The organism is Microbacterium ginsengiterrae, from assembly GCF_014205075.1.
Taxonomy (GTDB): domain Bacteria; phylum Actinomycetota; class Actinomycetes; order Actinomycetales; family Microbacteriaceae; genus Microbacterium; species Microbacterium ginsengiterrae.
The window spans coordinates 2,468,952-2,494,435 of record NZ_JACHMU010000001.1 but is presented as its reverse complement, the minus strand read 5'-3'; the positions used below and the strand labels follow the sequence as shown (position 1 = coordinate 2,494,435).

The window sequence follows — 25,484 nt, the reverse complement described above, 5'->3', positions numbered from 1 at the left end:
GTGAGCAGCGCCCTGATCGATCTTCGCCCGTTCCGGGCCAGTGCCGCCTTCACCCGGCTGTGGATCGGCTCCACCCTCGCAGGAATGGGCGGCCAGCTCACCCTGGTGACGATCATGCTCCACGTGTTCGCCCTCACCGGCAGCACCTTCGCGGTGTCGATGGTCGCGGTGGCCGGCCTCGTGCCGATGATCATCGCCGGACTCTACGGCGGGATGCTCGCCGACGCGTTCGACCGCCGCATCGTCGGCCTGGTGGCCGCGACGATCACCTTCGCCTCCACGCTCCTGCTCGCCGTGCTCACCTGGACGCAGCTCGAGACGATCTGGTGGCTCTACGCGCTCAGCGTGGTCAATGCCGCGGCGAACTCCGTCGGCATGGCCACCCGCAGCGCGATCATCCCCCGACTGATCCCCCGGGATCTGCTCGCACCGGCCTCCGCACTCAACGGGATCACGATCGGGATCATGGTCATGGTCGGGCCTGCACTCGCGGGCGTCCTCGTCGCCACGACCGGGTACGGCTGGACCTACACGATCGACGTCGTCCTCATGCTCGCCATGTTCCTCGGACTGTGGACCCTCCCCGCACTGCGCCCGGAGGGGACGATCGTCCGCCCTGGCATCGCGTCGCTGGTGGACGGCTGGCGCTTCCTCTCCCGCGCCCGCAACATCCGGATGCAGTACATCCTCGACATCATCGCGATGACCTTCGGCAACCCGATGGCCCTGTACCCGGCGCTCGGCACGGTCCTGCTCGGCGGCGGGGCGATCACCACCGGCGCTCTGACCGCTGCCGTCGCGGCAGGGACGTTCCTGTCGAGCCTCTTCTCCGGACGCGTTGTCCGCTACCGCTGGCATGGCCGAGGAATCCAGCGGTCCATCCAGTTGTACGGCGCGTCCATCGTCGTCTTCGGTGCGGTGCTGCTGATCGGCGTCTGGTTGCCGCCCGTCGACGAGAACACGACGAACCTCGGTCTCGTCATCGCCGCGTGTCTGGCGCTGGCGGCCTCCGGCGCCGCCGACAACATCAGTTCGATCTACCGCAACACGATGATGCAGGCCTCGGTCCCCGACAGCATCCGCGGCAGACTCCAGGGCGTCTTCATCATCGTCGTCACCGGCGGGCCCCGCGTCGGCGCGCTCTACGCCGGCACCCTCGCCACGGTCACGGCGATCTGGTTCCCTCCCCTGCTCGGCGGCTTCGTGATCATCGCGCTGGTGGCTCTGCTCGTGCGCCTCACGCCGCGATTCCGCGACTACGACGCCGAGAACCCCGCGCCCTGACGGACGCGGGGTTCTCGAAGAACGGACTCGGAGCCGATCAGCCGACGGCGACGAGGTCGATGATGAAGATGAGGGTCTTGCCCGACAGGAAGTGCCCCGCACCTGCGGGACCGTAGGCGAGGTGCGGCGGGATGACGAGCTCGCGACGTCCGCCGACCTTCATTCCGGGGATGCCGTCCTGCCACCCCTGGATCAGGCCGCGCAGCGGGAACTGGATCGTCTCGCCGCGGCCCCACGATGAGTCGAACTCCTCGCCGGAGTCGAACTCGACACCCGCGTAGTGGACGGTAACGGTGTCGCCGGGCTTCGCCTCGGCGCCGTCACCCTCGATGATGTCTCGGATGACGAGCTCTGCGGGCGCAGGGCCCGTGGGGGCGTCGAACTCAGGCTTTGTGCGATCAGTCATGCCTCCATACAACCGTGCGACGCCGTGCGCGGTCAATGCGAAGCGACCGCTCACAGCGAACACGGGCTCAGCCCCGCTCGTCGATCTCCCTTCCGAGCCGCTGCGACACCCACACCGGGATGAACGAGGCGAGGATGACCACGGTCGCCACGACGTTGACCACGTTGGCCTCATTCGGACGGGCCATCTGGTTCATGATCCACAGCGGCAGCGTGTCCACGCCAGGCGGTGCGGTGAAGATCGTGACGTACACCTCGTCGAAGCTCAACGCGAAGGCGAGGATGCCACCGGCGATGAACGCACTGCGGAACTGCGGGAAGGTCACCATGCGGAAGGTCTGCCACGGTGTGGCGCCAAGGTCCTTGGACGCCTCCTCCACCCCGGGGTTCAGACGGCGCAACCGCGCGAGGATGTTGTTGAACACCATGACGATGCAGAAGGTCCCATGCGCGATGATCATCCCGAAGAACCCGACATGGATGCCGATGGGCTCCAGGATCTGGTTGTAGGTGTTGTTCAGCGCGACACCGGTCACGATGCCGGGGAGCGCGATCGGCAGGACCACGAGAAGGTTCACCGCCCGCTTGCCGAAGAAGTCGTAGCGCTGCAGGGCGAAGGCGACGAGGGTGCCGAGGACCAGAGCGATCGCGGTGGCACCGGTGGCGACGAGCACGGAGTTCAGCAACGCGGCGCGCACGGGCTCACTCGTGAAGGCCTTGCCCCACGACTCCAACGAGAAGCCTCGCACCGGCCAGCTGGCGATGCGCGCGGCGTTGAAGGAGTTCAGCACCACGAGCATCAGGGGCACATACATGAAGGCGAGGATGGCTGCGACGATGACGCCCAGCACGATCTTCGCGGTCAACGAGAGTCTCAGCATGCCGAGCTCACATCCTCTCCAGTGCACCGGTGCGCTGGACGCCCAGCAGGTACACGACGACGAACACGATCGGCACCACCGAGAAGGCGGCGGCGATCGGCGGATTCAGGTTGATGTTCGAGGCGATGATGCTTCCGATCATCTGCGTCGACCCACCGACGAACTTGGCCACGAGGTAGTCCCCGAGGCTCAACGAGAAGGTGAACACGGAGCCGGCGATGATCGCCGGCTTGATCAGGGGCAGCACGACGGTGCGGATGGTGCGCCAGGATCCGGCGCCCAGGTCGGATGCGGCGTCGAAGAGGTTCGGCGGCAACTGCCGGATCGCGGTGAACACCGGGACGGCCATGTACGGCAGCCACAGGTAGGTGAGCGTCAGCACGACGGTGACCATGCTGAATCCGGGGCCGGAGATGCCCAGCGGCGCCAGGGCCCAGTTGAAGAAGCCCTCCTGCGTGAAGGTGATGCGCATCGCGAGCACCTTCACCAGATACCCGGCCCACAACGGGAGCGTGATGGCGGCGGCAAGGACGCCGCGCAGCCAGGGGGACGCGACCTTCGCCATGAACAGCCCGAGCGGGACGGAGAGCAGGATGCTCACGACGGTCACGGCGAGCGCGATGCCGAGCGTGCGCCCGGCGGTGTTGAAGTATGCGGGGTTGACGAACAGCTGCTCGAAGTTGCGCAGGGTGAACCCCGGTTTGACCTTCGATGTGAACGGGTCGGTGACCCAGAAGGCGGTGGCCAGCAGCAGCACCAGGGAGAGGATGTAGACGCCGATGAGCCAGGTCATCGGCAGAGCCAGCAGGCCGGCGAGGCGGGCGCGGCGTTTCATGGGGATTCCCGTTCTCGATGTGACGGAACCGCCGGGCGGGGTCATGCCCCGCCCGGCGGACGAGCGATCAGTTCTTGACGGTCAGCCAGGCGTCCGTCCACTGCTGGAAGTTCGTGCAGGTCACGTCGGTGCGGCCGTCGATGCACTGCTCGAGCGGGGTGGTCCAGAACCAGACCTTCTCGAAGTACTCCTCATCGGTGGCGTTGTAGTAGTCGCAGTGCTCCTGCGCCTCGTCGCTCAGCTCGCAGAACGCGGCGTTGGCGGGCGCCATGCCGAAGTTCATCGCGATCGCGCCGTTGACCTCGGGGCTCGAGGTGTAGTCCATCCACGCATACGCGCAGTTGGGGTTCGCGCTCTCCGCCGCGAGCATCCACGCATCCGACCATCCGGTCGATCCCTCTTCGGGCAGGACGCTCTTGAACTTCTCGTCCTCGGTGAGCTTGCGCAGGACCTCCCACGAGGTGCCGAGCGACGTGGTGCCACCGGCGAACGACGTGATCTGCGCCGACGGGTCGGACCAGTACTCCGAGACGATTCCGTTCTGCTGCTTGAGCAGGTCGACCGCAGCGGCCAGCTGGTCCTCATCGAGCGCGTAGGGGTTGGTGATCCCGAGGTCGGGCTCGTGGGCCATGAGGTACACGGCGGCGTCGGCGATGTAGATGGGTGCGTCGTAGCCGATGATCTCCCCGGCGTACGGGCTGTCGGTCTCCCAGGCGACGTCCCAGCTGGTGGGCTCCTCGGTGACGACCTCGCTGTTGTACTGGAGGATGTTCGCGCCGCGGCCGATCGGCACGCCGTAGCTCTTGCCGTTGATGGTGTCGTAGATCTGCCCCTTCATGCCCTCGACGATGTCGTCGCCGAAGTTCGGGATCAGCTCGAGGTTGAGGGGGGCGACGTCCCCGCCGGCGATGAGGCGGAGGCTGGCGTCTCCCGATGCGGAGACGAGGTCGTAGTCGCCGGTGCGCATCAGCTGCACCATCTCGTCGCTCGTGCCGGCGACACGGCGGTTGACGACGCATCCGGTGTCCTCGGTGAACTGGTCCGACCACGCGGGCTCGACGAAGCCGCTCCACGCGATGATGTTGACTTCGCCTTCGTAGTCGCCGAGCTCGGAGTGCATGGGGACGTCGGGGACGTCGATGGTGAGGCCGCCTGCGGCCTCCTCCGTGCCGCTGGAACAGGCGGTCAGGGCGAGCACGGCGACTGCGGTCATCGCCGCGCCGGCGATCAGCTTCTTGCGCATGGGTGTTGCTCCTATCGATGTGGGTGATGCAGGGTTCGGTTCAGGGAAGACGGGCGGCGTGGTCGTCGGTCCAGGAGACCCGTACGCGGTCGCCGCGGGCGAGGTCGGCACCGGCAGCGGGGTGATGGCTGTTGGGCCGCTCGGCGATCATGTCGACGCCGGCGTCCGTGCGCACGAGGAACCGCGTCGACGGGCCGGTGTAGACGAGCTCGCGCACCTCGCCGGCCAACGCGACGTCGCCGTCCGCCAGTGGCGCGTCCAGGCCGATGAGGCGGACGCGCTCCGGGCGGATGCTGATCGTCTCCGCGACCCCGGTGAGCTCAGCGGCGAGCTTCGCGTCGATGAGGTTGGACAGTCCGAGGAAACGCGCGACGAACTCGGTCTGCGGGTACTCGTACACCTCGCGGGCGGAGCCGATCTGTTCGATCGCCCCGTTGTTGAACACGGCCACCCGGTCGCTGAGGGTGAGCGCCTCCTCCTGGTCGTGCGTCACGAAGATGAACGTGATCCCCACCTCGCGCTGGATCTGCTTGAGTTCGATCTGCATCTGCTCGCGCAGCTGCTTGTCGAGCGCCCCGAGCGGCTCGTCGAGGAGGAGCACCTGCGGGCGCAGGATCAGTGCGCGCGCGAGCGCGATCCGCTGACGCTGGCCGCCGGAGAGCTGGTGCGGGAGACGGTCGGCGACGTGTTCGAGCCTGACCTGTCGCAGCAGCTCGGCGACCCTGTCGCGACGGACCTCGCGCGACGCGCCCTTGACCTTGAGCCCGTACCCCACGTTCTCCGCGATCGTCATGTGCGGGAACAGCGCGTAGTCCTGGAAGACCGTGTTCACCGGGCGTGCATGGGGCGCGACGCGGGTGACGTCCTTGCCGGACAACCGGATGGTGCCACTGCTGACCTCCTCGAATCCGGCGATCATGCGCAGCACCGTCGTCTTGCCGGAGCCGGAGGGACCGAGCATCGAGAGGAACTCCCCCGCTGCGACGTCGAGCTGGAGATCGCGCACGGCGGTGAACTCGCCGAACGTCTTGGTCACATCTCGCAGAGACACCGAACCCTCGGCGGTCGCAGTCGCGTCCACGGGTGCGTCGGCGGCGGGCGCCTGGGTCATTTTCGTACTCCTTGAGCGGTGAGGGACGGCGGGTGAAGCTAAACCTATAAACCCATAGTTCATATTTCAAGTGACAATCATGTTACGAACGCGGATCGCGCAGGTCACAACGTGGATAATCGGCTCATGGACTCCCCCACGTCGTCGGCTGAGCTGCTGCGTGATGTGACGCCGACACGCGGACGGGCGGAGCGGCAGCGGCCGCACCGCCTGCACGGCGCGATGTTCCAACCGATCGGCGACGAGGGGCGAGCAGAACTCGTCGAGCACCGGCTCGTCGACGCGATCACCCGCGGACATCTCGTCGCCGGTGAGCGGCTGCCGTCGGAGGCCGACCTCGCCCGCAGCCTCGGCGTCGCACCCGTCACGGTGCGCGAGGCCCTCCTCGCCGTGCGAGGACGCGGACTCGTCGTCACCCGCCGCGGACGCAACGGCGGAAGCTTCGTCGCCGAGAACGCCGACCCGCTGGCCTTCGCGCGCGACGCGCTCCGACGCTCGTCGCGTCTCGCCCTGCGCGACCTCGGAGCGCACTACGCCGCCATCACCGGCGCGTGCGTCCGGCTGGCCGCTCGTCGCGCCGACCCCTCGGAGGCCCAGCTCGTGCGACGTCGTATGGAGCGCCTCGACGAGCTGGATGCGGAGCAGCAGCGCCGCCTGCTGGATGACGTGCAGATCGAACTCGTCGCCCTCAGCCAGTCGGCCAGGCTGACACGGGAGCAGATGCGCCTGCAGGCTGAACTCTCCCCCTATTTGCGGCTGGTGGGAGACGACGACGACAAACGGCGTGCTCAGGCCGACCACCTCACGCGCGTGATCGACGCCGTCGAGGCGGAGGACCCCGATGAGGCCGTCCGACGCACGGAGGTCATGGTGGCCGAGGTCGTCGATGCCCTGATCCAACTGCAGACCGAGAGCAACTGAGGCGACACATGTCGAGGAGGACACGATGACGACCACGACCACCGCCGTCGAACAGGCAGCCGCGATCGTGCGCGATTACTTCGGCGGCCCGATCCGCACGCTGCTCGAGTGGGTCGGCCCCGTCGCCCGACTCATCGGAGAAGCCGAGGCCGCCGGGCCCCTGACGAGGGCGCGACTGGACCCGATGATCGAACCGCACGCCCTGCGCACGCTCGATCTGCCGGACGCCCCCGTGTACGGCGCCGGGTTCATCGCTGCCATCGATCTGCTGGCCGACGCGCGCAGTCATCTGGCCTGGTGGCAGGGTGCCGATCGCAGGCAGCTCGTTCTCGCATCGCAGTCGGTGAACAAGGAGAACATCGACTACCGCGAGCTCGAGTGGTATCGGATCCCCATGTCCACCGGTGAGCCGCACGTGGCAGGCCCTTACGTGGATTATCTCTGCAGCGACGAGTACACCATCACGATCGCGGTGCCCGCACTCGTCGGCGGCCGCTTCGTCGGTGTCGCAGGTCTCGATCTGCTCGTCTCAGAGGTCGAACGCGAGCTGACCCCGCGCTTCGCGGCACTCGGTCACCAGGTCACCCTCACCAACGGCGTCGGGCGCGTCGTCGTCTCCACGGATCCGCGATGCGCCACCGGAGACACGGTTCGCGGTGGCCGGCTGGCCGACCTGCCGCGCATCGCCTGCGACACGGTCGCGCTCGACGTCATCGTCGAGGAGAGCTGACCGGGGTCTTGACACGACGAGCGTGCAGGCGCATCCTGTCTGTAGACCAACTCAGCGCCCGGGAGACTCGCAGGCATCGCCGCAGCACCGGGCGCTGAGTCTTGCCGGGCGGCATGCCGGGCGGACCGACGACTCAGTAGGCCAGGAGCGCGGCGCGTGTCGCGCCGGACCGCGTGAGCAGGGCGCGCTCGTCATCCGCCGCATGCACGTCCCGACCGGTGATGATGCGCTGACGGACCGCCGCGAGTGCTGTGGCGTCCCTGATGAACTGCTTCATGAGCGGTCTGCGGTCGCCTCGGAGGGACGCGGCCCACCGCATCCCGACCTTGCGTCCGGCCGGAGTGGCGAGCATCGCCACCTCTTCCGGCGTGAACCAGCCCGCCACGGCATACTCCTCCAGACGCTCCCTCGTCAGACGCGCCTCCTCGCGGCGGAGCGCCACGATCGCGAGGATGAAACCGATGAACAGGGGGACCTGCAGGGTGATGTAGAGCGCGAAGAAGTCGGCGAAGACGGCGGATCCGTTCCAGAACCCGTGCAGCAGCATCGCCCCGACAAGGCCGATGCTCCCCGCCCCGAGCACGGCGCTCTTGGACGCGTGGCGCCGAGCCGCCAGGCCCATGGCGAAGCCCGTCAGCGCCGTGAACATCGCGTGGGCGAACGGCGAGAGGAGGCCGCGCATGATGAAGGTCGCCGTCAGCTGCGTCCCACCGCCTTCGATCAGGCTGATCGCGAAGTACTGGATGTTCTCGGTGAAGGCGAATCCTCCGCCGACGAGCGCGCCGTACACGATGCCGTCGACCGGGCCGTCGAAGGTGCGCCTGCCGATGAGGAAGATGAGATAGACCCCGAGTCCCTTGGCGATCTCCTCGATGATCGGCGCCTGAATGACCGCGCTGAGCGTGTCGCTGCGCATCCCGATCACCATGGTGATGGCGAGGTCGACGAGCAGCGTCAGTCCGATGGCGGCGATGGCGCCCCACGCGATCGCGAATGCGATGAGCGTCTTGGGCTCCGGCTCCCAGCGGTCGATGAGCCGCACGCCGAGGAACACGATCGCAAGAGGAACCAGGGCGATCACGAGGCCGATGCCCGATGCCTCGGCACCCAGCGCCCAGACGAAGTACCCGACGAGCGCGACGAGGACGAAACCGAGGAGGCCGAACAGCCAGATGGACACCGTCCGGCCCTTCCTGACCGGCACGGGCAGTGCGGGAAGCGCCGGCCCTGGCGTCGCGACGACCGGCGCCGGAGGGGCGTACACCGTCGGTTGCGCGAGAGCGGAGGCGTACACCGGGCGGTCAGGGTGCCCTCCCGTCGCCGACGGACGGTGGAACGGCTGGCTGTCCTGGGGCGCGGCGGGTCCTCCGAAAGTCATAGCAAAAGCCTAGAGGTAGCCGATGCACCGGCGGCGGAGGACGACCGGTAGCGTAGAAGCATGCGTTTCGCTCATCTGCGCGGCTCCGACTCCTCCGGCATCCACCTCGCCGTCATCGAGGATTCCGCCGCTGTTCTCGTCGCCGATCTCCTCTCCCCCGCCCCCGCCACGTTGCAGGAGCTGATCGAGGGCGGAGAGGACGCGCTCGAGAGCCTGCGCTCCGCGCTGGCAGACGGAGATGCGCCGCGGCATCCGCTCGACGGCTTCGGCTTCGCCTCCGCCGTGCTCGACCCGCCCATCGTCATCGCGATCGGCTTGAACTACGCCGCGCATTCCAGCGAGCTGGGTCTGAAGACCGACACCGCTCCGACCGTGTTCACGCTCTGGCCGAACTCCCTCACCGGACACGATGCCGTGACCGAGTGGCCACGCTCGCTCAGCGAGTCCGTCGACTACGAGGCGGAGCTCGGGGTCCTCATCGGCACCCCGGCGAAGGATGTGGCAGCCCAGGACGCTCTCGACCATGTCTGGGGATACACGGTGGTCAACGACATCACCGCCCGCGACATCCAGTTCGCCGAGGCGCAGTGGTCCCGCTGCAAGTCGTTCGACGGGTTCACGCCGACCGGCCCGTTCGCCGTGACGGCAGATGAGATCCCCGACCCGCAGGATCTGCACATCTGGACCGTCGTCGACGGGCAGACCGTCCAGGATGCCAGCACCGGTCAGATGGTGAGGTCGGTGTCGACCCTCATCGCGCACCTGTCGCAGTCCGTCACCCTGCAGCCGGGAACGCTCATCTCGACGGGGAGCCCCGGCGGTGCCGGGTATTCGCGCGATCCTCAGATCTTCCTGCGCGATCGCTCCACCGTGACTGTCGGAATCGACGGCATCGGCGAGCTGACCACGCACTGCCGCATCCACGACTGATCGGCGGGCATGGACGAGTGAGGCGGCGCGGAGATCTCCGCACCGCCTCACGCGTTCAGATCTGGATCATGTCCTCCGGCGGGATGATGTTGACCGCCGCCGTGACGGCCTCGAGGCCGGAAAGACGTGCCGGGGAGAGCTGCTTGTCGACCTCTTCGCGAGACATCAGGTCGGCCTCGACCACGAGATCGGCGACGTTGCGGTTGGTCAGCAGCGCGGTCTTCGCGAGGGCCGCCGCCGCCGCGTAACCGATGAACGGGGTGAGCGCGGTGATGACACCCACCGAGGCGCCCACCATCGCGCCAAGGCGGTCCTCGTTGGCGGTGATCCCGTCGACGCAGTTGACGCGCAGCGTCCACATCGCCTGACGCATCCACGTGATCGACTGGAAGATCGAGTGCGCGATCACCGGCTCGAAGGCGTTCAGCTGCAGCTGCCCGCCCTCCACGGCCATCGTGACGGTCATGTCGGCACCGACGACGGCGAACGCGACCTGGTTCACGACCTCGGGGATGACGGGGTTCACCTTGCCGGGCATGATGCTGGAGCCGGCCTGCTTCGCCGGAAGGTTGATCTCGCCGAGCCCCGCCTGAGGTCCGGACGCGAGCAGACGAAGGTCGTTGCAGATCTTCGAGAGCTTGATCGCGTTGCGCTTGAGGGACGACGAGAAGGACATGAAGGCGCCGGTGTCGCTCGTCGACTCCACGAGGTCCGTCGCGGTCTCAAGGTCGAGTCCGGAGATCTCACGCAGATGCGCGAGGACGGCGCGGCCGTAGTCCGCGTGCGTCGTGATGCCGGTGCCGATCGCCGTGGCGCCCATGTTGATCTCGAACATGAGCGAGGCGTTCTCCGTGAGCCTGGCGTGATCCTCACCGAGCGTGGTGGCGAACCCGTGGAACTCCTGCCCGAGCGTCATCGGGACGGCATCCTGCAGCTGCGTGCGTCCCACCTTCAACACGTCATGGAACTCCACGGCCTTGCTGAGGAAGGAGCGGCGCAGCAGATCGAGTTCGTCCAGCAGGGACCGCAGTGTCAGCGACAGCCCGATCTTGATCGCCGTCGGGTAGACGTCGTTGGTGGACTGGCTGCGGTTCGTGTGATCGATCGGTGAGAGGAACGCGTAGTCGCCCTTCTCACGCCCGGCCATCTCGAGCGCGATGTTGGTGATGACCTCGTTCGCGTTCATGTTCGTCGAGGTCCCGGCACCGCCCTGGATGACACCGACCGTGAACTGATCGTGGAACTCGCCGTCGATGACGCGCTGCGCTGCGGCATCGATGAGGTCGGCGCGCTGCGGGTCGAGGGCCCCGATCTCCTTGTTCGCACGGGCGCTCGCCTGCTTGACCATCGCGAGCCCTCTGACGAGGTCCGGATACACCGAGATGGGTCGCTTGGTGATCGGGAAGTTCGCGTCGGCGCGGGCGGTGTGGATGCCCCAATACGCGTCGGCGGGGATCTCCATGCTTCCGAGCGAATCGGTCTCGGTGCGAGTGGACGAGGGCGCGGCAGATGCCATGACACTTCCTTGTGGGTGGTGACGGATCAGGATCTCGGGGGTGACTCCATCCTACGTCCACCTCCCGGGAACCACCCGGGAGCAGGTGCTCAGTGGTTGAAGACGATCAGCAGGACCCCGGCGAGCACCGCGGCGCCGCACAGCGCGAAGCAGCCGTATGCGCCGAGGAGGGCGATCTTCTTCTGCCCCTCGGACAACGGGCTCTTCGTCGCGGCCTTCGCGGCGTGCTTCTCGGCGCGCTTGATCTCCTTCTCGGAGAGGATCGTGATCGCGTCGGTGAACTCGGCGGGAGACACGACGGGGATCCGGCCGGCACGGACGAGCAGTCGCAGCCCCGTGGCGTAGAAGGACACGATGGCGACGGCGCCGATCAATGCGGCGATGAAGACACTGACGAACGCCGACCAGTCGATCTCGATGCTCATCGCTGCGCCTCCTGCTCATCGCTGTGCGACAGTTCCCACTCGGCGCGCTCGGCGCGTGCGCGGCGGCTCTCGCTGAGCGCCTCCCACTCGCGCGCGGCACTCTGCGCCTCGGCGAGCTTCTTGGCCGCCTTCTCCGCGGCCTTGCGTGCGGCCTTGATCTCGGACTCCGAGCCGCCCTTCTTCTTCAGCTTGCGGGCGCGCTTGGCGGCCTTCTCGGCCTCCTCCGCCTTCCGGTCCGCCTTCTCGAGGGCGCGCACCAGTTCGATCCTGGTCTGTCGGCGGGTGGGACCGGGCTTCTCGGGCTGCTCGACGGCATGCCCGGAATCGGCGACATCGCTCATCGCGTTGGCGGAGGTGACCGCGTTGCGGCGGGAGCGCAGGAACAGGCTCAGGATGATCCCGACCGCGACGACCGCACCGATGATGACGCCGACGACGTCCAGCCAGACGACGAGGAGCGCGGCCAGCGCCCCCACTGCGGCTGCGGCGGGGAGAGTGAGGAGCCAGCCGAGCGCGATGCGGCCGGCTGTGCGCCAACGCACCTGTGCTCCGCGGCGGCCCAGGCCGGAGCCGATCACCGATCCTGATGCGACCTGCGTGGTCGACAGGGCGAATCCCAGCGCGCTGGAGGCGAGGATCGTCGCGGCCGTCGAGCTCTCCGCAGCGAAGCCCTGCGCAGGCTTGACCTCGGTGAGGCCCTTGCCGAGCGTGCGGATGATGCGCCAGCCGCCGAGGTACGTTCCCAGTGCGATCGTGACGGCGCACGACACGATGACCCACAGCTGCGGCTCGTGATGCGCGCCCGACTGCCACCCGACGGTGATGAGAGCGAGCGTGATGACACCCATGGTCTTCTGGGCGTCATTGGTGCCGTGCGCGAGCGCGACCATCGACGAGGTGAAGATCTGGCCGAGCCGGAATCCGGAGCGGCCGTCCGGCTTGCCGTCGTAGCGGCGCGTGATGCCGTACGCGATCTTCGTCGCTGCGAAGGCGATGATGCCGGCGGTGAGCGGAGCGATGAGGGCCGGAAGGATGACCTTGGAGAGCACGACGCCGAAGTTGATGCCTGCCACGCCGACGCCCACCAGAGTCGCGCCGATCAGGCCGCCGAAGAGGGCGTGCGACGAGCTCGAGGGGAGGCCGAGGAACCAGGTCAGCATGTTCCACGTGATCGCGCCGACCAGGCCGGCGAAGATCAGTGACGGAAGCAGAGCATGCGAGATGTCCTGCTCGTTGACGATGCCGCCGGAGACCGTCTTGGCGACCTCCGTCGACAGGAACGCGCCGACGAGGTTGAGCACGGCCGCCAGCAGCACGGCGGTCTTCGGCTTCAGGGCGCCGGTGGCGATGGGGGTCGCCATCGCATTGGCCGTGTCGTGGAAGCCGTTGGTGAAATCGAAGAAGAGCGCCAGTGCGATGACGAGCACGACTATGAGGGCTGCGGTTTCCACCGTTCGCTTTCAGGTCGACGAAGCAGGAATGTGCCGACGTGATCGGCGTGGTGAACGAAGAGTTCACCGTGGGTATCAGATCCGTTAACCGGCCCAGACAATCCTCGCACCGTCCTCAACGCCGGTCAACTCGACACGGACTACCGTGGAACCGTGACCAACGCCCCCATCGCCCCCCGCCGCTCACACGTCCGCACGCACCACGGCGACTCGTTCGACGATCCGTATGAGTGGTTGCGTGAGAAGGACTCCCCCGAGGTGATCGCGCACCTGGAAGCGGAGAACGCGTACACCGATGAGGCGACGGCGCACCTCGAGGGGCTGCGGGAGCAGATCTTCCAGGAGATCAAGGGGCGCGTGCAGGAGACCGACCTGTCGGTGCCCACGCGTCGCGGCGACTGGTGGTACTACAGCCGCAGCGAGGAGGGCGCGCAGTACGGCATCCACTGCCGCGCTGCCGCTGAGCCCGGCGATTGGACCCCTCCGACCCTCGAGCCCGGCGTACCGGTGCCCGGCGAGGAGATCCTGCTGGACGGCAACGTCGAGGCGGAGGGCCACGAGTTCTTCTCGCTGGGCTCCTTCGACGTGTCGGACGATGCCACCCGTCTGCTCTGGGCTCCCGACACCGAGGGTGACGAGCTCTACACGATCCGCGTGCGCGACCTCGCCACCGGGGAGGTCCTCGCCGATGAGATCCCGAAGACCGGCGGCGGGTTCTTCACCCCGGACGGCTCGGCGATCATCTACACGACCCGCGATGAGGCCTGGCGCCCCGACACGCTGTGGCTGCACCGGCTCGGAACGCCGGTCGCCGAGGATGTGAAGCTCTTCCACGAGCCCGACGAGCGGTTCTGGCTCGGTGCCGGGATCACCCGCAGCCGCCGTTACCTCGTCATCGGCGTCGGTTCGAGCGTTACGAGCGAGGAATACCTCGTGGACCTGCGGGGCGACATCACGGCCGAACCGCAGCTCGTCTGGCCGCGGGCGGAGGGCGTCGAGTACGAGATCGACCACACCGTGGTCGACGGCGAGGACCGGCTGCTCATCCTCCACAACGCCGGCGCCCTCGACTTCGAGCTCGTCTCGGTCGCGGCATCCGACCCGCAGGGAGAGCGAACGGTCGTCATGGCCCACGAGCCGGGGCGGCGCATCCTCGGGGTGGACTGCTTCCGGGACGTCACCGTCGTCGGCTACCGCAGCGAGGGTCTCGAGCGGGTCGGCCTGCTCGACCCGCGCAACGGGCAGGTCGACGAGCTCGCCTTCGACGAGCCGCTCTTCTCCGCCGGTCCCGCCGGCAACCCGGAGTGGCACTCCCCGTTCCTGCGTCTGTCGTACACCTCGTTCGTGACGCCGTCGACCGTGTACGACCTGGACCTTGCGACACGTGAGCTCGTGCTGCGCAAGCAGCAGCCGGTGCTCGGCGGGTACGCGCCGGAGGAGTACGGCCAGGAACGCCGCTGGGCCACCGCGCCGGACGGCACGAGGGTGCCGATCTCCCTCGTGTGGAAGAAGTCCTTCGGGGACCCCGGCGCAGGCGTGCGCCCGGTGCATCTGTACGGGTATGGCTCCTACGAGCACTCGATCGATCCTGGCTTCTCCGTCGCCCGGCTCTCCGAACTCGATCGCGGAGTCGTGTTCGCCGTCGCGCACGTGCGCGGTGGCGGTGAGATGGGACGCGGCTGGTACGAGGACGGGAAACTGCGGAACAAGCGCAACACCTTCACCGACTTCGTCGCCTGCGCCGAGCACCTCATCGAGACCGGAGTGACGAGCGCCGAGCGTATGGTCGCCGAGGGCGGAAGCGCGGGCGGGCTCCTCATGGGCGCGGTCGCGAATCTCGCACCGTCGACCTTCGCCGGGATCCTCGCATCCGTGCCGTTCGTCGACGCGCTCACGTCGATCCTCGACCCATCTCTCCCGCTCACCGTCATCGAGTGGGACGAGTGGGGGGACCCGCTGCACGACCCGGAGGTGTACGAGTACATGAAGTCGTACACGCCGTATGAGAACGTGCGCCAGGATGCCGGGTACCCGCGGATCCTCGCCATGACCTCCCTCAATGACACGCGCGTGCTGTACGTGGAGCCGGCGAAGTGGGTCGCCGCCCTTCGGCACTCCGGCGCGAAGGACGTCCTGCTCAAGTGCGAGATGGCCGCCGGCCACGGCGGCGTGAGTGGGCGTTACAACGCGTGGCGGGAGCGCGCGTTCGAGCTCGCCTGGATGCTGGACACCCTCGGCCTCGCCTGACTCGCCGCTGGACACGTGCCGCGCAGCCACGGGCGCGTGTGTGCGCCGCTGAGTCACCAGGATGGAGACACACGCCCGGTCGTGTCACGTCAGTGGAGGCATCCCACCTGGGCAACCCACCACGGTCGTGACACCGAAGGCCAGCGGGACCACGATCAACCGAAGAGTGCAGCGGCCTCGTCGTAGCGGTACCGCGGCACCGTGTTGAGCTCGCCGAGGGCCTCTTCGAACGGCACACGCACGATGTCGGTCCCCTTCATCGCGACCATCTGGCCCCACGCGCCGTCGACGATCGCGTCGGCGGCGTGCAGTCCGAGGCGGGTCGCGAGCACCCGGTCGAACGCGGAAGGCGAACCGCCGCGCTGGATGTGCCCGAGGATCGTCGCGCGCGTCTCCACGCCCGTGATCTTCTCGATCATCGGCGCCAACTGGTCGCCGATACCGCCGAGCCGGGGCCGGTTGAACGCGTCGAGGCCCTTGTCGCTGTAAGCCTCGTCCATGCCCTCGAGGGTGAAGCCCTCCGACACGACGACGAGCGGAGCCCGACCACGGTCGTGGGCGCTGGCGACCTGGGCCGCGATCTCGTCGATCGACATCGGCACCTCGGGGATGCAGATGACGTGGGCACCCGCAGCGATACCGGCGTGCAGCGCGATCCAGCCGACGTGGCGCCCCATGACCTCGGCCACCATGCAGCGCTGGTGCGAGTCCCCGGTCGTGCGCAGCCGGTCCATCGCGTCGGTGGCGATGTTCACGGCGGTGTCGAAGCCGAACGAGTAGTCGGTGGCGCGGAGGTCGTTGTCGATCGTCTTCGGCACGCCGAGGACCTTGATGCCGTCCTTCGACAGGCGGTCGGCGGCCGCGAGGGTCCCCTCGCCGCCGATGGCGATGATGCCGTCGATCTTGTGGCCGTACAGGGTCTTGGCGATGTTCTCGGCACCGCCGCGCTCCCCCTCGTACGGGTTGGTACGGCTCGTGCCGAGGATCGTGCCGCCCACCTTGGACAGCCCCTTCACCTCATGACGCGTGAGCGGCATGAAGTCGCCCTCGACGACGCCGCGCCATCCGTCTCGGATGCCGACGAACTCGAGGTCGTACGAGGTCGAGCCCTTCAGGACGACGCCGCGGATCACTGCGTTGAGGCCGGGGCAGTCGCCGCCGCTGGTGAGGATACCGATCTTCATGCTGTGGTGCCTTCAGACGTTTCGGGAAGAGGGGAACGGCGACGCTGCCTGCTCTCGACCATAGTGGCCATCACCGTCTGACGCCATTCGAGCACGCGTGAGAATCGGAGATCTTGCCGGTCACACCGGGTCGAATTCCCGGTCTTGCGTGAAACCGCTGGATTCGAGCCGGAAGAGCCGGAAAGAATCCCGGTTCTTAACGGCTCGAATCAGTCGCCGAGAGCCTCGCGTAGCAGGTGCATGAGGGCACCGAGCTGCACGGTCTCGCTGGCTGCCTCTTCCACGACCTCGCCGTCGAGGGCCCGCGCGGCGAGTCCCTGCTTCTGGTCGATGAGCTCGGCGATCTTCGTGTCGATGGTGTGGGCGGCGATGATGCGCCACGCCGTGACCGGCTCGCCCTGACCGATGCGGTGCACGCGGTCGATCGCCTGCGTCTGCTCCGCTGCGGTCCAGCTGAGCTCAGCGAGGACGACGTTCGACGCCGCCTGCAGGTTCAGGCCGACACCGGCGGCGGTGAGCGAGCACACCGCGATGCCGACGCCCTCGTCGCCGTTGAAGTCGTCGATCGCCTGCTGACGGACGGCCGTCGTCTGATCTCCGCGGATCGAGACGTAGCGGATGCCGGATGCCGCGAAGTGCGCCTCCGCCTGATCCATGACGTCGATGTGCTTCGCGAAGAACACGACCTTGCCGACCGAGCGCTGGAGCTGACCGGCGTAGTCCGCGGCGAGCTGTGCCTTGGCCTGACCGATCTTGCGCACCATGGTGAACACGTTGTCGCCACCGGTTCCGGCGGCGCGGGACTCCTCGAGCTCCCCCGTCGCCACGAGGCGCACGATGTCCTCGTCGATCTCGCCCTCTGCGAGGCCGCGGTCACCGCGGGCCTCGATGATGCGCCGGTACTTCGCCGCGAGGCGCAGTCCGAGTTCGCGCTCCGCCTGACGGATGCCGCGGCCGAACTCGTCGTCCAGTTGCACCGGCAGGTCGGCGACGAGCTTGTCGGGCAGATCCGCGGCGACGTCCTTCTTCTTGCGACGGACGATGCCCATCGAGATGACGGCGTCGCGCGCCTCGGCGTAGAACGCCTTGTCGGCGGGGGTCAGACCGGTCGCGTCGAGCTTCTCCATGAGCTCGGGACCCGGCTTGTCGCCCGTCGTCCATCCGAGGAACCGCCAGATGGCGTCGAAGTCCTCGACGTCGTTGATGAGCGGCGTGCCGGTGAGCGCCATCATCAGGGGGTTCCTGGTCCGCTCACGGATCCGCGACGCCAGCGCGAGGACGTTCTGCGAGCGCTGCGAGGAGAGGTTCTTGATGAAGTGCGCCTCGTCGACGACCATGCCCTGCAGGCCGATCGACCCCAGCCAGGACAGGTGCCGGTCGAGGATCTCGTAGTTCACGATGAAGACATCGGCGAACGCGTCGATGTCGTCGCCATCGCCCTGGATGACCGTCGCCCTGCGCTGCGGTGTCCACCGTTCGACCTCGCGCGCCCAGTTCATCTTGACGACGTTGGGCACGACGACCAGGAGCGGGTAGGCCTCGGCCAGGGACGCCGCGAGAACGGACTGGGCGGTCTTGCCGAGACCCGGCTCGTCCGCGAGCAGGAAGCTGCGGTGTCCTGCCCGCACGGACTCGAGGAAACGCGACTGGTGCACCATCACCTCGCGCCCCTTGGGCGAGATGTGGTCGTACTCGGGAACGGGCGGGAGCTCCATGCTCGCCGACGAGCCTCCGGCACCGGTCTCGAATGCCTTGTACAGCGGCCCCATGAGCTCCCAGCCGTCCAGACGGCGCCGAGGCGTCGTGGTCGGACGAGGGGTGAGATCGGGAGCGAGGAACGGGTTCGCCAACTGCCGCGCCTCCACCGACGGAGGCGTCACCTGACGCTCGGCCAGTGCCGGCGGCACCACAGGTGCCTGTACCGGTGCGATGTCGGTGATGATGAGTTCCTCCGGCGCGAGTTCCGCACCGGATTCGAGGAGCCAGTCCCTGCGCATGCGCTTCGCCACCGGGCTGGTCGCCTGATCAGCCTCGAGCAGCTGGATCAGCGACGTGTCGCGCGCGGCGGTCTTGGCGAGGATGGTCGCGACGCCGTCGAGCCGCTTGAGCAGCTCGGCGCGTGCCGCATCTCCGACGGACTCGTCCGCCTTCACCCTCGCACGCTCCTCACGCACGAGGAACGCGATGACCTGGAACTTGACCCGATTGGTCGGGCCGAGCTTGCCGCGCTGCGCCTTCGCCTCGATCTCGCGCACCTTGCGGGCGAGGATCGGGATCAGCGGGGCCTCGTCATCACGACGGGATGTCTTCCTGCGCCGCGTGGCGGCGGTTGCCGTAGTCGGCATGCTCCTCCTGAGCGTGAGTACCGGATCGTCCGAGAGGGCGGCCCGTGCCGTACGTGTCGTCCGCGTGTGGATGAACCATGACCGTGCGGACCTCGTCCTCGCGCTCAGCGATGCGCGAAATCCGCACCCGCAACGTCGAGAACCACACTCATTCTAGGGCATCGGCGGCGAGAATCGCGCGGGCTGCCTCGACATCGGCCGACATCTGCGCCATGAGGGCCTCGATGCCGTCGAACGCGACCATGCCGCGCAGGCGCCGGGTGAATTCCACCGTCACCTCGTGACCGTACAGGTCGAGGGCGTCCTCGTCGATCACGTGCGCCTCGACCTGGCGGACGAGCACATCGTCGAACGTGGGGTTCGTGCCCACCGACACCGCCGCAGGATGCCGGATGCCGGTCTCGTGGTCATGGAGCCACCCTGCGTACACGCCGTCCTCCGGGACGAACGCGTCGACGGTCTCCGACAGGTTGGCGGTCGGGAATCCGAGTTCACGGCCTCTCTTGAGTCCGTGGACGACTTCGCCGCGCACATCGACGGGCCGTCCGAGAACAACGGCGGCCGTTGCCACGTCGCCCTCGGCGAGCAGTTCCCTGATCCAGCTGGAGGACACCCGCCGCTCCGAGCCCTCGACGAAGACGTCGTCGACGACGTCGACGGTGAAGCCGTAGCGCGGCCCGAGCTCGCGCAGCAGGTCGGGCGTGCCGGCGCCACGGTGTCCGAAACGGAAGTCGCGTCCGACGAGCACCGTGCTGACCTTCAGCGCGCCCACGAGGATCTCCTCGACGAACTCCTCGGCCGATCGCGATGCGAGCTCACGGTCGAACGTCAGCAGCACCGTGGCGTCGAGCCCCAGCTCACCGAGGAGTTCGAGCTTGCGCTCGACGGACACGACGTTGTCCGGGCACAGCTCCGGTCGGAGCAGCGCGAGCGGGTTGCGGTCGAAGGTGACCGCGACCGCGCGGGCGCCGGATGCGGCGGCATCCGCCTTGAGCCGCTCGATGACCGCCCGATGACCGGCGTGCACACCGTCGAACTTCCCGATCGCGACCGCTGACGGCCCGAAGTCGGCAGGGATCTGCTCCGTGTCGCGGAAGACGATCACGCCGTCACCTCGGACGCGGGCGACGCCACACGTGCAGAGGGGCGATGAGTGCGCAGCCACCAGATGCCGAACGCCGGCAGGACGAGGGGGACGAAGAGGTATCCGCGACCGAAGACGGACCACACGGAATCGTGCTGGAACAGTTCGGGCATGGTGAGGCTCAGCGTGCCGACGATGAGCACGCCGGCGAGTTCGAACACGATCGCCGCCCAGGCGATCGTGTACCAGCCGCGGCGCCCGGCGAAGATCAGTCCGAGGGTCGCGACGATGTAGACGACGGCCGCGAGCGCGGACAGCGTGTACGCCAAAGGTGCCTCATCGAAGCTGCGGACGATCTGGACGAAGCTGCGTCCGGTGGCGGCGAGCGCCATGACCGCGTAGACGATGACGAGAACGCGGCCGATGCCGGTCATCCGAGAGCGGGGTTCGGTTGTGGTCATAGCGCCTTCCATCCTAAGCGCGCACGACACCGGCCGGATGCCGCGTCAGGCGACCTGGATCGTCCAGATGACTTCCATGCGCCACAGCATGACGGCCACGGCGAAGCCGACGACACCGAGGATGACGGTGCTCCATCGACTCCGCTCCAGGAGCGCCCACGCGACACCGCCGACGGGCAGCAGGACGGCGGAGACGAGGTAGACCCAGAACTCCAGCGGATCGCCGGTGGGCGGATTGCCGACCAGCGGAGCGACGATGGCCGTGATGACCTGGACGATCAGGAGCACCTCGACGAGTGCGAGGGCTCCCACCGTGTAGTCGCTCGGGCGACGCCCCATCAGGCCGGCGGACACGGCGAAGATCCCCACCGCGACGGCGACGGCGATCTGAAGGATGGTGAACCACAGGATCATCGGGTTGCCTCCGGCATGTTCATGGCGCTCTTCAGGTCTCGGCCCCGCTTCTCGACGATGCCGACCAGTGCACCGTCCTCGTCGATCGCGGCGGCGATGGCACTCTCGAGACGACCGGCCTGGTCGGTGAGGCGCTTTCCGTGCCGCAGGTCTCTGGACTCGTCGGCGGAGACGTCCAGCCGCTGCATGAGCTGGGCGGCGGCCTCCCCTGGCGGCAGCAGCGCGGAGTCGCCGAGATGGTCGAGGTCCACGGCATCCGTCACCGGGAACGGACCGATCCGGGTTCGACGCAGGGCGGTCAGATGCCCGCCGACGCCGAGTGCGGCCCCGAGGTCGCGCGCGAGTGCGCGGATGTAGGTACCGGATGAGCAGTCGACCTCGACATCGAGCTCGATCACGCCGTCCCCGCGTCGGGTCTCGGCGATCTCGAAGCGCGACACGTTCACCGATCGCGCGGCGAGCTCCACCTGCTCCCCCGCGCGCACCCGGTCGTACGCACGCCGTCCATCGACCTTGATCGCCGACACAGAGCTGGGGATCTGAGAGATCTCGCCGGTGAGAGCGGCCACCCCTTCAGCCACCTGCTCGTCGGTGACGGCGGCGACGGCCGCGGCGTCCGCCTCGACGAGCAACTCACCCTCGGCGTCGTCCGTGGTCGTCGTCTGCCCGAGCCTGATGGTCGCGAGATACGTCTTGTCAGCGCCGACGACGTAGGTGAGCAGACGCGTCGCCGCCTCGACGCCGATCACGAGGAGGCCGGTCGCCATGGGATCCAGCGTGCCGGCGTGCCCGACCTTGCGGGTGCCGAGTGCTCGGCGCGTGCGTGCGACGACGTCGTGACTGGTCAACCCGCCGGGTTTGTCTACGAGGAGGATTCCGGGTGCGACCATTCCTCCAGCCTACCGAGACCTCCGCACGTCGCCGACGACGGGCCGGCGCTCGGGCGGGCCCGCCGCAGTGCGCATAAGCTGTCGAGGTGCCCGTATCCTCCCCCTCGTCCCCGCGCCTCGTGGAGGACGTATCGGACTGGTTCGACACCCATGCCAGGGACCTGCCGTGGCGGCGTGCGGACTTCCACGCCGAATACGGCGCCTGGGGCACGCTGGTGAGCGAGTTCATGCTGCAGCAGACTCCCGTCGCCCGTGTCATCCCCCACCTCGCCGCGTGGCTGGGCCGGTGGCCGACGCCGGCGGCGACCGCTGCGGCGACACCCGCCGACATCGTGCAGCAGTGGGCGAACCTCGGCTATCCCCGCCGGGCGCTCTGGCTGCACAGGGCCGCGGTGGAGATCACACAGCGACACGGCGGAGAGGTCCCCCGCGACGTCGACGCCCTCCTCGCGCTGTCCGGCATCGGCGACTACACCGCGAGAGCCGTCGCGACGTTCGCCTTCGGTGACCGGCATCCGGTGGTCGACACCAACACGCGTCGGGTCATGGCGCGTGCTCTCGACGGGAAGTCGCAGCCAGGGCCGGCCGCGCGCCGCGATCTCGCGGAGATGGCGGCGCTGCTGCCGGAAGGTGACCGGGAAGCGGCCGTCTTCAACGCGGCGATGATGGAGCTCGGAGCGGTGGTCTGCACTGCCCGCAGTCCGCGATGCGATCAGTGCCCCATCGTGGCGCGGTGCGCATGGGTGGCGGCCGGCCGCCCTGACACGGGAGACGAGCGGCGACGACAGGCGCGCTACGAGGGATCGGATCGGCAGGCGCGCGGTGCCGTCCTGAAGGTGCTGCGTGATGCGGACGGCGGGGAGGCCGTCGCGGAGGCCGTGATCCACGATTGGGCGGGCCCGGCACAGCGCGACCGAGCCATCGACTCCCTGATCGCCGACGGACTCGTGGAAGCCGTGGACGGGAAGCTCCGACTCCCCCGATGACCGTGCGCCCGCCGCGTCAGCCGTGGCGACCGGTCCGGTGGGCCAGCGCCGTGAGCTGGACGCGGTTGCGCACGCCCAGCGTGGCAAGGATCCGCCCGACGTGCACCTCGACGGTGCGCACGGAGATCTCCAGGTCCGCGGCGATCTCGCTGTTGGTCGCCCCCTCCACGACCCGCATCGCCACGTCCACCTCCCTCGCGCTGAGCACAGCGGACCAGGCGACGCGGCTGCTCTCGACGGGGAGCGGGTCGTGGATCACGGCGATCGGCGCCGTCGGTTCCCGACTCATGGCGTGCAACCGCTCGCTGATCAGCCCGAGTCGGAGCTCCGCCGCATCCCGCCACGCCGCGGCCCCCGCCTCCTCGAACAGACTCCGCGCCGCGCGCAGATGCCGCCGCCCCGCGACGGCGTCGCCGCGGACGACGCACGTCGTGCCGAGCATCGCCTCCACCCTCCCTCGACAGAACACGGATCGAAGATCCCGACAGGTCGCAGCGATCTCGTCCCGCTCCCGCCGCCACGTCTGCGCCGGCATCCGTCGGATGCGCGTGAGCAGCTGCCTCGTCTCGGTCAGCTCCGGAGGTTCGGTCCTCTTCCGCTCGTCGATCGGCCCCACCTCGTCGAGCCCAGGCAACCGCAGCGCGGATTCCGGCGCCCCGAGTTCATGCCAGAGGGTGATCTCGGTGTCGGCCTCCTCCTGCTGTCCGGTGAGGTACGCCGCCAGTCCTCGATCCACGAGGCCGTCGATGCGGATGCCGCTGGGGAGCGTCGCGCTCAGAGCGTGCGTCAGAGGCCCGGGGGCTCCGATCGCGCTGATGTCGAGACGCGCGGCGAGGGCGGCTCCGAGTCCGGCGAACGGCACGGCGACGGGAAGGTCGACGGCGGCGACGGCGAGTCGGTCGCGCGCGGTGCGGATGTCGCCGCTCCAGAAGTGCATGAGCGTCTCGGCGACCGCGAGGTAGGCATCGACGAGAGGACTGCACTCGAAACCGGACACCAGCGGATCGATCTCCTGCACCCGCGTGGACCTCGCACGCGCCAGAAGCTGCAGACCGAGATCGATGTCTCCGTCGACGGCGGCCCGCAGTGCCGGTACCAGCCCGCCGGAGAACGGTCCGGTCGAATCGGTCGAGCCATCGCAGTCGTCGCCGGAGAGCGTCCAGCACAGATCGACCGCCGGTCGACTGATCTCTCCGCCGGCGCCCGCACGCGCATCCGCGTCGCGCAGCTCGGCCAGCCACGTGCGCATCTCCGAAGTGCGCCCTCGCTCCGCGCTCATGACGGCGGTGAGCGCCGTCGTGCGCGCCCACTCCCGCCAACCGGACACATCGGCGTCGCGTGGGCGATGCTCTGCGGGGTCGACGACCGGCACGGTTCCCTGGGCACAGGTCTCCGCGATGAGCAGGCTCGCCAGCGCCCTTCGGCGAAGGGATCCGTCACCGTGGGGGTACACGTCGCCGAGCCACTCCGTGGCGTCCTCGAAGCAGCCGGCGCCGACGGCAGCGGCTCCGGCGATGAGCTTCGCCTCATCGCGCGCCGCGCCATCGGCGTGATCCGCCGCCTCGACGGCGACCTCGAAAGCCCGCTCGGAATCACCGCGCTCCGCAAGCTCCCGCGCCGCCGATGCGAGCGACGCTCCGGCGTCAGGACACCGGTGCACGGCGCCACGGGCACGATGCCAGAGCATCGGTTCGTGCTCCCTCCGCTCCTCGTGGGCGGTGCGGAGACGCTCGTGCGCCTGACCCAGATCGTCCGTCGACGCGGCGTGCTCGAGCCAGACCCGCATCCTCCGATCGGCGAGCTCACACCGGCCGCGACCGATGCGCAAGTGCGCCCCCACCGGACCCGTCGTGAGCTCGTGGGCGGTCAGACCGGTGGCTCTCGTCAGCAGATCGAGGTCGCCGCGCGTACTGAGCGCGACGATCAGCAGGGTGTGGCGGTGCGCAGGCTCGAGATCGCTGCCCTCGAAGACGGCGGCGACCGAAGGCACGAGCGGCAGCGACCGCGGCAGCATCCGCAGACCACTGCGCTGCGACGCCGAGAGAGCCGTCGCCGTCTCCCTGACCGATTCATGGTCGCCGTCCAGCCGTCGCAGAAGCTTCGCCACGACGTGCGGCGCCGTCGGCGCGCCCGCCGTCAGCAGAGCGGCAGAGACGGCCACGACCTGCTCGGCGAGGTCCGCCGTCGTTCGCGCGTACCCCGGCCTCTGCTGCCGTGCCGTCTTCACTCTGCGTCGCCCCTGACTCCCCCAGCCACGCGTTCGTCATCGGTGTGCCGACGACGGCGATCAGGGTATCAGGTGGACGGCGAGCGAACTAGCTCTGCTCGTCGTCCTGGGGCTCGGCGCGGTACGGATCGGCGTCGCCCGCGTGCGTGGCCGACGATGCGATCTTGGCGACCTCGGCATCACGCTCCTGCGCCTGGCGCAGCAATGCGGTGATGTTGTCCGCGTTCTCCGGCAGCGCGTCGGGGATGAACTCCAGCGTCGGCACGAGGCGCGTGCTCAGCTGACGGCCGACCTCGCTGCGCAGCATCCCCGTCGCCGAGGTGAGTGCGGCTCCGCTGGAGATGCGCTCCTCCTCCGTGCCGAGCACGGTATAGAAGACGGAGGCGTGCTGCAGATCGCCGGACACGCGCACATCGGTGATCGTGACGAATCCGAGACGCGGGTCGCGCAGCCCCTTCTCCAGGCGTTCAGCCAGGATGACACGGATGCGGTCCGCCAGACGGGCCTGTCGTTCTCCAGCCATTTCCCTCTCCTCT

General features: G+C 68.5%; 23 protein-coding genes. 6 read left to right on the top strand and 17 right to left on the bottom strand.

Annotated elements, in window-relative coordinates; genetic code table 11:
- The gene (locus HD600_RS12050) at positions 1-1,284 is read left to right on the top strand and encodes an MFS transporter (RefSeq protein WP_184283895.1); all 1,284 of its coding nucleotides are present in this window, start codon (positions 1-3) and stop codon (positions 1,282-1,284) included.
- A gap of 37 nt (positions 1,285-1,321) precedes the next feature.
- Here the strand turns inward: HD600_RS12050 and HD600_RS12045 are convergent, their stop codons facing one another.
- The 5 genes from HD600_RS12045 to HD600_RS12025 form a co-directional block, all read right to left on the bottom strand.
- Complete coding sequence (locus tag HD600_RS12045) at positions 1,322-1,690, bottom strand: FKBP-type peptidyl-prolyl cis-trans isomerase (RefSeq protein WP_144795442.1); 369 nt, start codon at positions 1,688-1,690, stop codon at positions 1,322-1,324.
- Between the two features lie 67 nt (positions 1,691-1,757).
- Positions 1,758-2,570, bottom strand: a complete 813-nt coding sequence (locus HD600_RS12040) for an ABC transporter permease (protein ID WP_184283893.1) — start codon at positions 2,568-2,570, stop codon at positions 1,758-1,760.
- Between the two features lie 7 nt (positions 2,571-2,577).
- Positions 2,578-3,405, bottom strand: coding sequence for an ABC transporter permease (locus HD600_RS12035; protein WP_184283891.1), 828 nt, complete (start codon positions 3,403-3,405; stop codon positions 2,578-2,580).
- A gap of 67 nt (positions 3,406-3,472) precedes the next feature.
- Entirely contained in the window at positions 3,473-4,648 is a 1,176-nt protein-coding gene (locus HD600_RS12030; RefSeq protein ID WP_184283889.1) for an extracellular solute-binding protein, read from the bottom strand.
- 40 nt (positions 4,649-4,688) lie between these two features.
- Positions 4,689-5,759 carry an ABC transporter ATP-binding protein gene (locus HD600_RS12025; RefSeq protein WP_184283887.1) on the bottom strand — a complete coding sequence of 357 codons (1,071 nt, stop codon included), beginning with the start codon at positions 5,757-5,759 and terminating at the stop codon, positions 4,689-4,691.
- A gap of 126 nt (positions 5,760-5,885) precedes the next feature.
- On the opposite strand from HD600_RS12025, the gene HD600_RS12020 reads away from it, so the two are divergent.
- Positions 5,886-6,680 (top strand): FadR/GntR family transcriptional regulator, encoded by a 795-nt coding sequence (locus HD600_RS12020; protein ID WP_184283885.1) that lies wholly within the window; start codon positions 5,886-5,888, stop codon positions 6,678-6,680.
- Between the two features lie 25 nt (positions 6,681-6,705).
- Positions 6,706-7,410, top strand: coding sequence for a cache domain-containing protein (locus HD600_RS12015; protein WP_184283883.1), 705 nt, complete (start codon positions 6,706-6,708; stop codon positions 7,408-7,410).
- Between the two features lie 133 nt (positions 7,411-7,543).
- On the opposite strand, the gene HD600_RS12010 is transcribed toward HD600_RS12015, so the two are convergent.
- A complete protein-coding gene (locus HD600_RS12010; protein WP_184283881.1) occupies positions 7,544-8,788 on the bottom strand; it encodes a PrsW family intramembrane metalloprotease in 1,245 nt (414 codons plus the stop codon).
- 60 nt (positions 8,789-8,848) lie between these two features.
- On the opposite strand from HD600_RS12010, the gene HD600_RS12005 reads away from it, so the two are divergent.
- Positions 8,849-9,718 (top strand): fumarylacetoacetate hydrolase family protein, encoded by an 870-nt coding sequence (locus HD600_RS12005; protein WP_184283879.1) that lies wholly within the window; start codon positions 8,849-8,851, stop codon positions 9,716-9,718.
- A gap of 55 nt (positions 9,719-9,773) precedes the next feature.
- Here the strand turns inward: HD600_RS12005 and HD600_RS12000 are convergent, their stop codons facing one another.
- From HD600_RS12000 to HD600_RS11990, 3 genes are all read right to left on the bottom strand, one after another.
- The gene (locus HD600_RS12000) at positions 9,774-11,234 is read right to left on the bottom strand and encodes an aspartate ammonia-lyase (RefSeq protein ID WP_144795451.1); all 1,461 of its coding nucleotides are present in this window, start codon (positions 11,232-11,234) and stop codon (positions 9,774-9,776) included.
- An 89-nt stretch (positions 11,235-11,323) separates the two neighbouring features.
- Complete coding sequence (locus HD600_RS11995) at positions 11,324-11,659, bottom strand: peptidase (RefSeq protein WP_144795452.1); 336 nt, start codon at positions 11,657-11,659, stop codon at positions 11,324-11,326.
- Positions 11,656-13,110 carry an inorganic phosphate transporter gene (locus tag HD600_RS11990; protein ID WP_144795453.1) on the bottom strand — a complete coding sequence of 485 codons (1,455 nt, stop codon included), beginning with the start codon at positions 13,108-13,110 and terminating at the stop codon, positions 11,656-11,658. The genes HD600_RS11995 and HD600_RS11990 overlap by 4 nt, the downstream gene beginning before the upstream one ends.
- Before the next feature lie 153 nt (positions 13,111-13,263).
- Between HD600_RS11990 and HD600_RS11985 the strand changes: the two genes are divergently transcribed.
- Entirely contained in the window at positions 13,264-15,357 is a 2,094-nt protein-coding gene (locus HD600_RS11985) for a prolyl oligopeptidase family serine peptidase (protein ID WP_184283877.1), read from the top strand.
- Positions 15,358-15,512: 155 nt separating this feature from the next.
- Here the strand turns inward: HD600_RS11985 and HD600_RS11980 are convergent, their stop codons facing one another.
- The 6 genes from HD600_RS11980 to truB form a co-directional block, all read right to left on the bottom strand.
- Positions 15,513-16,541 (bottom strand): 6-phosphofructokinase, encoded by a 1,029-nt coding sequence (locus HD600_RS11980; RefSeq protein WP_144795455.1) that lies wholly within the window; start codon positions 16,539-16,541, stop codon positions 15,513-15,515.
- Between the two features lie 209 nt (positions 16,542-16,750).
- A complete protein-coding gene (locus HD600_RS11975; protein ID WP_184283875.1) occupies positions 16,751-18,886 on the bottom strand; it encodes a DEAD/DEAH box helicase in 2,136 nt (711 codons plus the stop codon).
- Positions 18,887-19,034: 148 nt separating this feature from the next.
- Positions 19,035-19,991: a bifunctional riboflavin kinase/FAD synthetase gene (locus HD600_RS11970; protein WP_184283873.1), complete on the bottom strand. Its 957-nt coding sequence runs from the start codon at positions 19,989-19,991 to the stop codon at positions 19,035-19,037.
- Positions 19,988-20,431 carry a hypothetical protein gene (locus tag HD600_RS11965; RefSeq protein WP_241731673.1) on the bottom strand — a complete coding sequence of 148 codons (444 nt, stop codon included), beginning with the start codon at positions 20,429-20,431 and terminating at the stop codon, positions 19,988-19,990. Before HD600_RS11965 ends, HD600_RS11970 begins: the two co-directional genes overlap by 4 nt.
- 45 nt (positions 20,432-20,476) lie before the next feature.
- A complete protein-coding gene (locus HD600_RS11960) occupies positions 20,477-20,845 on the bottom strand; it encodes a hypothetical protein (RefSeq protein WP_144795459.1) in 369 nt (122 codons plus the stop codon).
- Positions 20,842-21,735: a tRNA pseudouridine(55) synthase TruB gene (truB, locus tag HD600_RS11955; protein WP_184283871.1), complete on the bottom strand. Its 894-nt coding sequence runs from the start codon at positions 21,733-21,735 to the stop codon at positions 20,842-20,844. Before truB ends, HD600_RS11960 begins: the two co-directional genes overlap by 4 nt.
- An 86-nt stretch (positions 21,736-21,821) precedes the next feature.
- On the opposite strand from truB, the gene HD600_RS11950 reads away from it, so the two are divergent.
- Positions 21,822-22,721: an HhH-GPD family protein gene (locus HD600_RS11950; RefSeq protein ID WP_338402233.1), complete on the top strand. Its 900-nt coding sequence runs from the start codon at positions 21,822-21,824 to the stop codon at positions 22,719-22,721.
- A 16-nt stretch (positions 22,722-22,737) separates the two neighbouring features.
- On the opposite strand, the gene HD600_RS15230 is transcribed toward HD600_RS11950, so the two are convergent.
- A complete protein-coding gene (locus HD600_RS15230; protein WP_184283869.1) occupies positions 22,738-24,948 on the bottom strand; it encodes a LuxR C-terminal-related transcriptional regulator in 2,211 nt (736 codons plus the stop codon).
- Positions 24,949-25,036: 88 nt separating this feature from the next.
- Positions 25,037-25,471 (bottom strand): 30S ribosome-binding factor RbfA, encoded by a 435-nt coding sequence (rbfA, locus tag HD600_RS11940; protein WP_184283867.1) that lies wholly within the window; start codon positions 25,469-25,471, stop codon positions 25,037-25,039.
- Between the last annotated feature and the right edge of the window lie 13 nt (positions 25,472-25,484).